The sequence below is a fragment of the Pseudaminobacter sp. Soil_N_29 genome, assembly GCF_057656055.1.
Genome location: NZ_JBDGLC010000002.1, coordinates 1 through 12,537 on the forward strand (window position 1 = coordinate 1; position 12,537 = coordinate 12,537).

The 12,537-nt window shown below is 62.3% G+C and carries 10 protein-coding genes, 1 tRNA gene and 1 pseudogene; 3 read left to right on the forward strand and 9 right to left on the reverse strand.

What is annotated here, in order from left to right:
- Positions 1 to 152 precede the first annotated feature (152 nt).
- Positions 153 to 1,456 (forward strand): annotated as a pseudogene (locus AC3A4H_RS06050) (ISNCY family transposase).
- A 193-nt stretch (positions 1,457 to 1,649) separates the two neighbouring features.
- Here the strand turns inward: AC3A4H_RS06050 and AC3A4H_RS06055 are convergent.
- Positions 1,650 to 1,739, reverse strand: a tRNA-Ser gene (locus tag AC3A4H_RS06055).
- A gap of 473 nt (positions 1,740 to 2,212) precedes the next feature.
- On the opposite strand from AC3A4H_RS06055, the gene AC3A4H_RS06060 reads away from it, so the two are divergent.
- Positions 2,213 to 2,878, forward strand: a complete 666-nt coding sequence (locus AC3A4H_RS06060; protein ID WP_348776875.1) for a TerC family protein — start codon at positions 2,213 to 2,215, stop codon at positions 2,876 to 2,878.
- Positions 2,879 to 3,075: 197 nt separating this feature from the next.
- Positions 3,076 to 4,389 carry a 30S ribosomal protein S12 methylthiotransferase RimO gene (gene rimO / locus AC3A4H_RS06065; protein WP_487765906.1) on the forward strand — a complete coding sequence of 438 codons (1,314 nt, stop codon included), beginning with the start codon at positions 3,076 to 3,078 and terminating at the stop codon, positions 4,387 to 4,389.
- A gap of 140 nt (positions 4,390 to 4,529) precedes the next feature.
- On the opposite strand, the gene AC3A4H_RS06070 is transcribed toward rimO, so the two are convergent.
- The 8 genes from AC3A4H_RS06070 to AC3A4H_RS06105 form a co-directional block, all read right to left on the reverse strand.
- Positions 4,530 to 5,600 carry a BMP family ABC transporter substrate-binding protein gene (locus tag AC3A4H_RS06070; RefSeq protein WP_348776877.1) on the reverse strand — a complete coding sequence of 357 codons (1,071 nt, stop codon included), beginning with the start codon at positions 5,598 to 5,600 and terminating at the stop codon, positions 4,530 to 4,532.
- 56 nt (positions 5,601 to 5,656) lie between these two features.
- Positions 5,657 to 6,577 (reverse strand): ABC transporter permease, encoded by a 921-nt coding sequence (locus AC3A4H_RS06075; RefSeq protein ID WP_487765907.1) that lies wholly within the window; start codon positions 6,575 to 6,577, stop codon positions 5,657 to 5,659.
- Positions 6,564 to 7,667: an ABC transporter permease gene (locus tag AC3A4H_RS06080; RefSeq protein WP_487765908.1), complete on the reverse strand. Its 1,104-nt coding sequence runs from the start codon at positions 7,665 to 7,667 to the stop codon at positions 6,564 to 6,566. The genes AC3A4H_RS06075 and AC3A4H_RS06080 overlap by 14 nt, the downstream gene beginning before the upstream one ends.
- On the reverse strand, positions 7,664 to 9,223 hold the full coding sequence (locus AC3A4H_RS06085; protein WP_487766336.1) for an ABC transporter ATP-binding protein: 1,560 nt from the start codon (positions 9,221 to 9,223) through the stop codon (positions 7,664 to 7,666). The genes AC3A4H_RS06080 and AC3A4H_RS06085 overlap by 4 nt, the downstream gene beginning before the upstream one ends.
- A 109-nt stretch (positions 9,224 to 9,332) precedes the next feature.
- On the reverse strand, positions 9,333 to 10,310 hold the full coding sequence (locus AC3A4H_RS06090; RefSeq protein ID WP_487765909.1) for a quinone oxidoreductase family protein: 978 nt from the start codon (positions 10,308 to 10,310) through the stop codon (positions 9,333 to 9,335).
- Positions 10,311 to 10,312: 2 nt separating this feature from the next.
- Positions 10,313 to 11,071 (reverse strand): phosphatidylcholine synthase, encoded by a 759-nt coding sequence (gene pcsA / locus AC3A4H_RS06095; RefSeq protein WP_487766337.1) that lies wholly within the window; start codon positions 11,069 to 11,071, stop codon positions 10,313 to 10,315.
- Positions 11,032 to 11,646, reverse strand: a complete 615-nt coding sequence (locus tag AC3A4H_RS06100; RefSeq protein WP_487765910.1) for a DUF1326 domain-containing protein — start codon at positions 11,644 to 11,646, stop codon at positions 11,032 to 11,034. Before AC3A4H_RS06100 ends, pcsA begins: the two co-directional genes overlap by 40 nt.
- 19 nt (positions 11,647 to 11,665) lie before the next feature.
- Positions 11,666 to 12,466 carry a DUF2182 domain-containing protein gene (locus tag AC3A4H_RS06105; RefSeq protein WP_487765911.1) on the reverse strand — a complete coding sequence of 267 codons (801 nt, stop codon included), beginning with the start codon at positions 12,464 to 12,466 and terminating at the stop codon, positions 11,666 to 11,668.
- Positions 12,467 to 12,537 lie beyond the last annotated feature (71 nt).

Here is a 12,537-nt window from a genome sequence, read left to right on the forward strand (position 1 = left end):
GCAGAAGCTGCTGGCCGCCCGGCGATGAACCGGCTACCCTACCCCAGCTCAAAGTCGCGCTTCGACGAGAACTCACACCGCAAAGTTAGAATGTCCTGAATCTGCAAAGTAAGAATGTCACACTCCCCGCGTTTGAGACGTGGGGGTTGCGGATGGGACTGGTTGCGATGAGCGAGCGTGATCTGCAGCGGATCGAGGTTTTGTCGAAGGTTGTCGCCGGCCGGATGACGCTGGTGTCGGCGGCGCGTGTTCTTGATTTGAGCACACGCCAGGTCCACCGACTTCTGGAGCGGATCCGCGCGGATGGCGCAGCGTCAATTCGGCACAAAGCCCGCGGACGGCGGTCGAACAATCGAATTTGCGACGGTGTGCGTGATTATGCCTTGGCGATCGTGCGTGAGCGCTATGCGGATTTCGGTCCGACCTTGGCGGCCGAGAAGCTCGCCGAGCATGCTGGGCTGAGGGTATCGCGCGAGACGCTGCGCAAATGGATGTCGGACGACGGTCTCTGGTTGTCGCGCCAGCAGCGGCGCTCGTTCCATCAGCCACGGTTGCGCCGTGAGGCCTTAGGCGAGCTGGTGCAGATCGACGGCTCCGAGCATCGTTGGTTCGAGGATCGCGGGCCGCCCTGTTCGCTGTTGGTGTTCATCGATGATGCGACAGGCAAGCTGATGCAGCTTCGGTTCGTGCGCTCGGAAAGTGCGTTTACGTATTTCGAGGCGCTTGAGCTTTATCTGAAGGATCACGGCGCCCCAATCGCCTTTTATTCCGACAAGCATTCGGTGTTCCGGGTGGCGAAGAAGGATGCCAAGGGCGGCCAGGGCATGACGCAGTTCGGCCGTGCGCTTTCAGAGCTAAACATCGAGATTCTTTGTGCGAACTCGAGCCAGGCCAAGGGTCGGGTCGAGCGCGCCAACCGGACGCTGCAGGACCGCCTGGTGAAGGAACTGCGGCTGGCGGGGATTTCTGACATGGAAGCGGGCAACGCCTTTTTGCCTGGCTTTATCGAGCGCCACAACGCGCGCTTTGCCCGAACGCCTGCCCGCCCGGAGGACCTGCATCGGCCGCTGAACCTCATGGCGGACCGGCTCAAGGACATTCTGTGCAAGCGAGAGCAGCGCTATGTCGGCGCCCAGCTGACGTTTTCCTACGAGCGCCAGCGCATCATGCTGGAGGAGAACGCAGTGACGCGCGGGCTGGTCGGCCGCAAGGACCAGCGTGTGACCCATGCGGCAATCACGGAGAACAAGCGACTTTCTGATGTTCTGGCCTATATCAAGGAGCAGCAGCATCAGTTGCCGCCACTTGCCGCCACCGAAGGTCAGGACCAACAGCGAGAAGAATGGGTATGTGCCGCGTGCTCGTGGGCCAGGACGTCGGAAGGATTTCGTGAACGATCACGTGGTGCTCGCGCGTCGAGAGAAAGCTTTGTCTTCGTCGCGACGCGGCAGAATGAGATCACCCGCCCCGATCTGCCTTGCAACCCGGACCAGCCGGTCAGATCGGGGCTGGTCGTCGTGCCGTGTGGTGGGTCAAAGTGACATTTCTATTTTGCTCAGCGGCGGACATTTCAAAATGGCCGCCACATTTATTGCCCTCGCTGGGGCCCGCCCCATCGCGACTTTAGCAAATTGAATGGATGAATTTGTTGGCGGAGGGAGTGGGATTCGAACCCACGGTGACATCACTGCCACGCCGGTTTTCAAGACCGGTGCCTTAAACCGCTCGGCCATCCCTCCGTCGACCGACTGTGCATGTGCGGCATCGCCAGCAGACGGTTCTGCGCCTTTATAACTCGCGCAAGGACTTCGTCAACGTGGATTGCCGCAATCTGCTCGTGTTCGCGTCATAGCAACGAAAAACCACGGCGGAAACCCTGCTACACCGGCTTAGGCAATTCGGGACGTTTTTCTTTGCCCGCGGATCGACCGACATCGGCATGCACTTCGAGACTGCCGGCAACACGAGTGATGGTTGCCAGCCGGATTTCACGAGAGAGTCGGCGCGCCTGGCATTGGAATGAAGGAGGCCCGGCGAGTCATGTCCTATTGGAACAACGGAATCCGCTGCAGAGGCGGATGTCGTCCTGTGTCGGTGCCCCTTCCCCATTATTCGGGATCGGCCTCGGCAGCTCACTTGACGCGCGGCGACTTCCCGCGTTACCGCATGCCGCGCGGGAGAAGCTGACAAGAAACGCGAAAGGCGCCGACGGATGGAAGTTTTCACGGCCGCGGGTTTTTCGGCGCTGTTGCAGGTCATCGCGATCGATCTCGTGCTTGCCGGCGACAACGCCATCGTCATCGGCCTGGCCGCGGCCGGTTTGCCCGCGGACCAGCGCAAGAAAGCCATTCTAATCGGCGTACTTGCCGCCACGGCGCTGCGCATTGTTTTCGCTGCCCTCACCATCCAGCTGCTGGAGATACTCGGTCTGCTGCTTATGGGCGGCATATTGCTGCTGTGGGTCTGCTGGAAGATGTGGCGCGAATTGCGCACGACCCACGCCGAGCTCGACGCCGCCGCCGAAGCTCTGGGCGAGGACGACGACGATGATGCGGTCGCGACGAGGGCCGCAACTGCCGGCCCGAAACGCAAGACCCTGGCTCAGGCCGCTATCCAGATCGTCGTTGCCGACGTGTCGATGTCGCTGGACAACGTTCTGGCCGTCGCGGGCGCGGCGCGCGACCATTTCACGGTGCTGGTCATCGGGCTCACTCTGTCGGTCGCATTGATGGGACTCGCGGCAAGCTTCATAGCCAAGCTGCTCAACCGCTATCGCTGGATCGCCTATGTCGGCCTGCTGATCATCCTTTACGTGGCACTGGACATGATCTATCGCGGCTACATGGATCTCGCGCCCTACCTGTCCGACCGGCTCTGAGGCAGAAACTACTGTGCAATCGGCATGGCGGAAGCGATTCCATTGCGGAAAAAACTGTGATATTGCGCCGCCCAGTTTACGAGTCTGCGTCGCCCATCCACCGGGCTCTGGCGGTCTCCCTAGTGTCTTTCAGCGCGCATCTTAGATGACAGTTTCGGCTGCCGGGATCCGTGCTCCAGAATCCGGAACGCAGTCACATGTCCTCGCCCCGCGTCAGCTTCGTCAGCCTTGGATGTCCGAAAGCCCTGGTGGATTCGGAACGGATCATCACCCGGCTTCGGGCCGAAGGCTACGAAATCTCGCGCAAGCACGACGGCGCCGATCTCGTGGTGGTGAACACCTGCGGCTTCCTCGATTCCGCGCGCGACGAGTCGCTTGGGGCCATCGGCACGGCGCTCAAGGAAAATGGCAAGGTCATCGTCACCGGCTGCATGGGCGCAACGCCGGAGCTGATCCGCGACAAGCACCCGAACGTGCTGGCGATCACCGGCCCGCAAGACTATGAGAGCGTTATGGCCGCAGTGCACGAGGCGGCACCTCCGGCCCACGACCCCTTTGTAGACCTGCTGCCGCCGCAGGGAGTAAAGCTCACCCCTCGCCACTACGCCTATCTCAAGATTTCCGAGGGTTGCAATAATCGCTGCACCTTCTGCATCATCCCTGCCCTGCGCGGCGATCTGGTCTCGCGGCCGGCTGCGGATGTGCTGCGTGAAGCCGAGAAGCTTGCCAAGGCAGGCGTGAAGGAAATCCTCGTCATCTCGCAGGACACGAGTGCCTACGGCATCGACATCAAGTACGAGACCAGCATCTTCCAGGAGCGCGAGGTGCGGGCCAAGTTCCTCGACCTGTCGAGGGAACTCGGCGAGATGGGCGTGTGGGTGCGCATGCACTACGTCTACCCCTACCCTCACGTCGCCGACGTCATCCCGCTGATGGCCGAGGGCAAGATCCTGCCCTATCTGGACATTCCGTTCCAGCACGCCTCGCCGCAGGTGTTGAAGAACATGCGCCGGCCTGCCCATGGCGAGAAGACGCTGGAGCGCATTCGTGGCTGGCGTGATATCTGCCCCGACCTCGCCATCCGCTCGACCTTCATCGTCGGCTTTCCGGGCGAGACCGAGGAAGACTTCGAGATGCTGCTCGACTGGCTGGACGAAGCCAAGATCGACCGTGCCGGCTGCTTCAAATATGAGCCGGTTCAGGGCGCGCGCTCAAACGATCTCGGCCTGGAGCAGGTGCCGGAAGAGGTCAAGGAAGCGCGCTGGCATCGCTTCATGCAGCGGCAGCAGAAGATCTCGGCAGCGCAACTGAAGAAGAAAGTCGGCAAGCGCCTGCCCGTCATCATCGACGAAACCGACGGTCTCAGCGCCAAGGGCCGCACGAAATACGATGCGCCGGAGATCGACGGCTCGGTCCACATCCAGTCGCGCCGCCCCTTGCGCGCGGGGGATATCGTGACGGTCAAGATCGATCAGGCCGACGCCTACGACCTCTACGGCACCGCTGTCTGACGTCTCCACTTGCTGAGCGTCACGGCTACACGGCTGAACCGTTGCAGTGAGTAACCCGCGGGCCAGTCCCACAATCGATTCGAGCAACAAAAAGGGCGCCACACGGGCGCCCTTTTCGCTTGTCGGATGTGCCGTCAGCCTTACTGCGGCAGCTTGTCGTCCACGCCCTTGACGTAGAAGTTCAGACCCAGCAGCGTGCCGACATCGGCCACTTCGCCCGCCTTCAGCCACTCGGTGCCGTCCTGCTTGGTGATCGGGCCGGTGTAGGGGTTGAACTCGCCGGACGTGATCTTGGCGGTGGCTTCCTCGGCCAGCTTCTTCACATCGTCAGGCATGTTGGTGAAGGGCGCCATGACGACGTTGCCTTCCTTCATGCCGTCCCACACGTCGTGCTGCTCCCAGGTGCCGTCGATAACGGCCTTGACGCGCTTGACGTAGTACGGGCCCCAATCGTCGACGATGGCGGTGAGCTGGGTCTCAGGGCCGAACTTGATCATGTCGGTGGCCTGGCCGAAGGCCTTGATGCCGCGCTCGGTGGCAACCTGCATCGGGGCGGTGGAGTCGGTGTGCTGGGTAATGACGTCGACGCCCTGGTCGATCAGAGCCTTGGCGGCGTCGGCTTCCTTGCCGGCGTCATACCAGGTGTTGGCCCACACGACCTTGACCTTGAAGTCCGGATTGACCGACTGCGCGCCGAGCATGAATGCGTTGATGCCGAGCACCACTTCCGGGATCGGGAACGACGCGATGTAACCGGCAACGCCAGTCTTCGACATCTTGGCGGCGATGATGCCTTGGACGTAGCGACCTTCATGGAACTTCGAGTTGTAGGTCGCGACGTTCGGATGCTCGCGCTTGTAGCCCGTGGCGTGTTCGAACTTCACGTCCGGGAACTTGCCGGCCACCTTGTTGGTGGGGTCCATGAAGCCGAAGGAGGTCGCGAAGATGATGTTGCAACCCGAGCGGGCGAAGCGCTCGAGCGAGCGCTCGGCGTCGGCGCCTTCCGGAACGCTTTCGAGATAGGCCGTCTCGACCTGGTCGCCCAGTTCCTTCTCCACTTCCAGCAGGCCCTGATGGTGCTGGTAGGAATAGCCGAAGTCGCCGATCGGGCCGACATAGATCCAGCAGGCCTTGACCTTGGCTTCGGCGGCCAGCGTTCCGAACGACAGCACAGCCGCGGCCGTGGCAAGCGATAGAATGGTTTTCTTCATATAGCTCATCCTCTTGTCAGTTTGCCCGGGGGCATGTGATCCCATTTTGTTGTCATTCAGCGATCTGGCACAAACGGCCGCCCCAGTGAAGCCGGTGTGTTCACCATCGTCAGTCGCCTGTTGCGCGAGATTAGAACAAGTACGACGATGGTAGCCAGATAGGGGAGTGAAGAAAGCAGCTGGGACGGTATCCCTATCCCCAGCGCTTGCGCGTGAAGCTGGCCGATGGTGACGGCGCCGAACAGATAGGCGCCCGCCAGAACCCGCCATGGCCGCCAGGACGCGAACACAACCAGCGCCAGCGCGATCCAGCCGCGGCCGGCGGTCATGTTCTCCACCCACTGCGGCGTGTAGACGATGGAAAGATATCCGCCCGCCAGACCGGCGCAGGCGCCGCCGAACATCACCGAGAGATAGCGGATGAGGATCACGTTGATACCGAGCGCGTGGGCCGAGGCGTGGTTGTCGCCGACCGAACGGAGCGTCAGGCCCGCGCGAGTGCGGAAGAGAAAATAGGCGACGCCGCCGGTGAGCAGCAGAGACAGGTAGAATATGGGATCCTGGCCGAACACCAGCTTGCCGACCAGCGGCAGGTCGCTCAGGAAGGGGATGTAGATGGTGCCGAGCTTCACGCCGGGAATTCCGACGAAGCCCTCACCAAGCATGCCCGACAGCCCGAGACCAAGCAGGGTGAGCGCAAGACCCGTGGCGACCTGGTTGGTCACCAGGGTGAGCGTCAGGAAGGCGAAGAGCAGCGAGAACAGCGCGCCGACTGCGATCGCGGCGAGGAAGCCGAGCCAGGGCGAACCGGTGGTCAGCGCCACGCCAAAGCCGGTGACCGCGCCCATCACCATCATGCCTTCGACGCCGAGGTTGAGCACGCCGGAGCGTTCCACCACCAGTTCGCCGATCGAGGCGATCAGCAGCGGTGTCGCCGCCGTCGCGATGGTGATGAGGATGGCTTCAAGCATTCCCATGGGAAACCTCCGCCTTGCGCGGCGCTGCACCGACGAAGCGGATGCGATAATGGATCAGCGTATCGGCGCCGAGCACGAAGAAAAGCAGCAGGCCCTGGAAGGCGCGCACGACCTTGTCGGAAACGCCGATGGAGATCTGCGCTGCCTCGCCGCCGAGATAGGAAAGCGCCAGGATCAGCCCTGCCGCGACGATGCCGAGCGGGTTGAGCCGGCCGAGAAACGCCACGATGATAGCGGTGAAGCCATAGCCCGGCGAAATCGTCGGGCGAAGCTGGCCGATGGCGCCGGAGACTTCGGAGATACCGGCAAGGCCGGCCAAGGCGCCCGAGACGATGAAGGCGAAGAACACCATCTTCGACGCCGAAAAGCCGGCGAAGCGCCCCGCCCGCGGGCTCTGCCCCAGCACCTGCACTTGAAAGCCGCGCAAGGTGCGCGTCAGCATGAACCAGACCACGACCGCTGCGATCAGCGCGAAGATGAAGCCCCAGTGCGCCCTGCCCGATGCCGACCAGATTTCCGGCAGGATGGCGTAGTCGTGGAAGTTGCGCGTTTCCGGGAAGTTCATGCCCTGAGGGTTCCGCCACGGCCCGCGCACCATCCAGTCCAGGAACAGTTGCGCGACATAGACGAGCATGAGGCTGGTCAGGATTTCGTTGGTGTTGAAGCGCGTCTTCAGGAAGGCCGGTATGGAGCCATAGGCCGCGCCGCCAACCATGCCCATGATTAGCATCAGCGGCAGAACGATCCACGACTGGAAATCCGGGAACATGACCGGCAGGGCCGAACCTGCGACGGCACCCATGATGAACTGCCCTTCGGCGCCGATATTCCAGTTGTTGGAGAGGAAGCAGACCGACAAACCAACCGCGATCAGGATCAGCGGCGCGGCCTTCACGGCCAATTCATGCAGGGACCAGACCTCGCGCAGCGGATCGATGAAATAGTAGTAAAGCGCGTCGACCGGGTTCTTCCCGAGCAGGGAGAACATGATGGCGCCGGCGACCAATGTCAGTGCAAGCGCGATGAAGGGCGAGAGCACGCCGAACAGCGCCGAGCGCTGCGGACGTTTGACGAGTTCGATGCGCATCAAGCGACCTCCGCGACGTGTTCAACGTGGCCGGGCTCGGCGCCGCCCATGAGAAGGCCGATCTTTTCCAACGTCGCTTCCGCAATGGGCAAGGGCTTGGAGAGTTCGCCGTTGTGCATCACTGCGATGGCGTCTGAAATCTCGAACAATTCGTCGAGATCCTGACTGATGACCAGGACCGCGGAGCCCTTGCGAGCCAGTTCGATCAGCGCCTGGCGTATGCGCGCTGCAGCGCCCGCGTCCACGCCCCAGGTCGGCTGATTGACCACCATTACGGCCGGCTGGCGGTCGAGCTCGCGGCCGATGATGAATTTCTGCAGGTTGCCGCCGGAAAGCGAGGCGGCTTCGGGATCTGGCGCGCTCTTGCGCACGTCCATCGCTGCGATGATGCGCTGCGCGGCCGAAGCGATTGCGCTGTTGCGCACCAGGCCGCCCTTGCCGAGAAACGCCTTTCTGTCAGTCGCGTGGCGCGACAGCAAGAGGTTTTCCGACAGTTTCATGCGCGGCGCGGCACCATGCCCCAGCCGCTCTTCCGGCACGAATGCGGCCCCGAGAAGTCGCCGCCCGGTGATGGAAAGATTGCCGGCATCCTGGCCGCGGATACGCACGGCACCGGCTTCCGCTTGCAGGACCTCTCCCGAGACCGCCTCGAAGAACTCACCCTGCCCGTTGCCTGCCACGCCCGCGACGCCGATTACCTCTCCCGCCTTCACGGAGAGATTGATGTTGCGCAGCGGGATCGAGAACGGCGTAGCGGGCTTGCGCGAGAGATTGCGCACTTCAAGCAGGACCGCCGCTTCATCGATGCCTTCGACCGGCGGGCGCACGACCGCCTGCACTTCGCTGCCCACCATCATGCGGGCAAGCGACGCCGCCGTTTCCTGGCGCGGGTCGCAATGGCCGACGACCTTGCCGTGCCGCAGCACCGTGGCGCGGTCGCACAGGCGTTTGACCTCTTCCAGCCGGTGCGAGATGTAGAGGATCGACTTGCCCTCGGAGCGCAGGCGCTCAAGCGTCTCGAACAGCTTGTCGGCTTCCTGCGGCGTCAGCACTGCGGTCGGCTCATCGAGGATAATGAGTTCCGGCGTCTGCAGCAGGCAGCGGATGATCTCGATGCGCTGGCGCTCGCCCACCGAAAGATCGCCTACCAGCGCATAGGGATCGAGCGGCAGGCCGTAGCTGTAGGCGAGTGCCTTGGCCTTTGCGGCAATGGTGGAAATCTGGGCCTCGTCCTCGAGCGACAGGGCGATGTTCTCGGCCGCTGTGAGCGCATCGAATAACGAGAAATGCTGGAAAACCATGCCGATGCCGAGCTTTCGCGCCGCATGCGGATTGGCAATGCGCACTGGCTGGCCATTCCAGCGGATTTCGCCGGCATTCGGCTCCAGCGTGCCGAAAAGCATCTTGACGAGGGTGGATTTGCCGGCGCCGTTCTCGCCCAGCAGGGCATGGATTTCGCCCTTGCCGATCGCAAGGTCGATGCCGTCGCAGGCTTTCAGGGTACCAAATATCTTAGTCAGGCCGCGGACCTCCAGAAGGTTCGCAGCGGGTGCTTCCATAATGGTTGTCACAAGGTCCCCATCAAGTGTTTTTATGTTCCCCGGATACCGTATGTGCGTGCGGTTCACAACGCAAAGCTTCGCAGGACTTGAAAGACCTTCAAGATTTTCAGGGGAGAAGGACGGTTGCGCCGGTTGTCCGGCGCGATTCGAGATCGCGATGCGCATCCGCCACATCCTTCAGCGCGTAGCGCTGATTGATCTGGATATCGACAACGCCTTTCTCAACCACGTCGAAGAGCGCCGCGGCTGAGGCCTCCAGATCCTCGCGCGCGGCGATGTAGGTGAACAAGGTGGGGCGTGTTGCGTAAAGCGATCCCTTCTGCGACAGCAGCGCCATGTTGAAGGGCGGGATCGGCCCGGAGGATTGGCCGAAGCTCACGAACATGCCGCGCGGGCGCAGGCAATCGAGCGAACCGGGAAAAGTATCCTTTCCGACGGAATCGTAGACCACATTGCAGAGGCGCCCGCCGGTGATTTCCTTCACCTGCGCCACGAAATCCTGTTCGCGGTAGTCGATGACGTGGTCGTAGCCATGGGCCTTTGCCAGCGCCACCTTCTCGGCGGAGCCGGCCGTGCCTATCACCGTGGCGCCGAGATGCTTTGCCCACTGGCCCAGAATGAGCCCCACACCGCCCGCAGCGGCATGGCACAGGATCGTGTCGCCCGGTTGCACATGGTAGGTGCGACGCAGGAGATATTCGGCGGTCATGCCCTTCAGCATCATGGCCGCCGCCTTCTCGTCGCTTATGCCTTGCGGCAGCTTCACCAGCCTGTCGGCGGGTGCGAGACGTTCCTCGCAATAGGCGCCGAGCGGAAGCGTGTAGGCGACGCGGTCGCCCTTCTTCAGCCAGTCCACCCCCTCGCCTACTTCCATCACGACGCCGGCCGCCTCGCTGCCCGGTGTCAGCGGCAGGCCAGCGGGAGCGGGATAGAGCCCGCTGCGGTAGTAGGTATCCAGGAAGTTCAGCCCTATTGCCGTGTGGCGTACCAGCGCCTGGCCGGGACCGGGACTTCCGACCTCCACATCCTCGTAGGCTAGGACCTCGGGGCCGCCATGAGCATGGATGCGAACGGCCTTGGACATGATCAGAGCTTCCTTGCGCCGAGATTGGGGAAGAGTTGCATGACGCCGCCGATGAAGAACAGGTAGACGCCGGTGACCGCAATGCCGATCTTCACGACTTCGCTCGCATCCATGTTCTGCACCAGCGCGAAAGCACCGAAGGCGCACCAGGCGAGGAAGACGGCGAGATTGAGTTCGCGCAGGCGCTTCACCCGCACCGGATGCAGGAAGTACATGGGCACAAAGGTCATGATTGCCGACACGGCCACCACCGCGAACGAAACCAGTTCTCCCGGTTCGATGACAAATAGCGTGAAGACGATCATGTTCCACACCACCGGGAACCCCTTGAAGAAGTTCTCCCTCGTCTTCATGCCTGTGTCGGCATAGTAGATCGCGCTCGAAACCACGATCAGCGCCCCGGCCAGGAATGACAGCTTATCGCCCATGAAACCGCGCTGGTAGAGCGCAAAGGCGGGGATCAGCACATAGGTGACGTAGTCGATGATGTTGTCGAGCAGTTCGCCCGACCACGTCGGCAGAATGTCCTTGACCTCGAGCTTGCGCGCGATGGGACCGTCGATCCCGTCGACGAACAGGGCCAGCCCCAGCCACCAGAACATGGCAGTCCAGCGCTGTTCGCTGGCTGCGACCAGCGACAGGAAGGCCAGGAACGAGCCTGACGCGGTGAGGAGGTGGACGGAAAAGGCCTTCGCTTGCGGCCAGGTTACTTTTTTTCGTTTCACGGGCCGCGCCAGTCCAGTTTGCAGATTTCGGCCGATCGGCCAGTGAAGTTCCAGTTTCGGCCGAAGGCGCGCATCCTGCTCTTGTCGGACTTGGCGACGATGATCTCGGGCGCGATCCAGTATTCGGAATTGGTGATGACAGTGTCCCCCGCCTTGTTCTTTCCCGGGATGGGCGTGATCGCGCCATCGATGATCTTCGGTATCTGGAACACGCGGGTCCTGTCGTGCGTCTCATAGCTGATCGGCACCTGCTCGGCGCCGAGGAATTTCCCCACCAGGATCGACAGCAGCGAGGTCGTGCCGCCGGCCTTGCCGGTGAATATCTTTGTAAGGGCCTTCGCCGCATAGATCGACGCTCGCTGATCTATGAACAGCCCGGCCGTCCAGTTGCCGCGGCTCATATAGCCGGGAATTTCCATAATCAACCCGAGATTGAGGCCGGACAGGTCGACATCGCCGTAATGCCCGGCATCGATGCGAAAGCCGGCCCAGGTCTGGCAATAGCCTTCCGTCGGCGGATGGTTGCCCAATGAGAGCACACAAGGACAGAAAACTGTGCAGTTACAGGAAAGTACAAGCTCCCCCTTCATCGCCCAGCTCTGGTCGGCCATGGAACGTCCCCCTTCCCGGTCAGACTGAGCTTAATAGAAGCGCAACAGCCCAGACAAGCAGTATCGCACCTGCAAGCCGCGTCGAGACATGCCTTGTTCCTTGTTTTTCGACCAGCGTAAATACCGCTATCAGCGCCATCCAGAACAAATTCATGATGCCGACGGCGAACATCACCAGCATCAGCGCCCAGCAGCAACCCAGGCACCACAAGCCCTGCTCCACCCCAAGCCGGAAGATGCGAAGTGGCCTGGGGCTCCATCGGGCGAACAGGATAGAGAACGGATTGCGGCACTTGTTCAGGCAGGCATCCTTGAACCCTGTGAACTGGTAAAGCCCCGCAAGGCCAAGAGCCAGCGCACCGGCCACTCCCTTGACCGGCGCGGTCTGGATCCCGGCGGCAAACCGATGAACGAGAACCGTCAGTGCCGCAAACAAGGCCGAAGCGGCGAGCCACGCACAAAGATATCCGGCCACCAGGACCAGCGGGTGCACCGCGGCCTCGCGCTTCCTGCCTGCGGTGTCGGCGATCTCGCAATAGGTGCGGATCATCGGGGCCGCCGAAGGAAGCATCATCGCAACCGACATCAGCAACCACATCAGCGTGAGTGCGGCGAAGAGGTCCGGGGCCAGGCCACCGGGCGGCAGCGGGTTCAGGCACAACGAAAAGAACCGGTCCATGAAGGCTGGCACGGGCACAGGCGGCAGCATGCGCAACAGTTCGTCTCCGGGCGCTTCGCTTCCTGGCCCCCGGATCTCGGCTCCACGCAGCGCCATGAGCGCCAGCAGCGCCCATGACAGCATGATGCCCGCGCCCAGCATGGCGTAGACGACCTTGCGTGGGTTCCGTGCGACGTGACCCGTCGCGCGACCTTTCCGGTCGAGGTGATCGA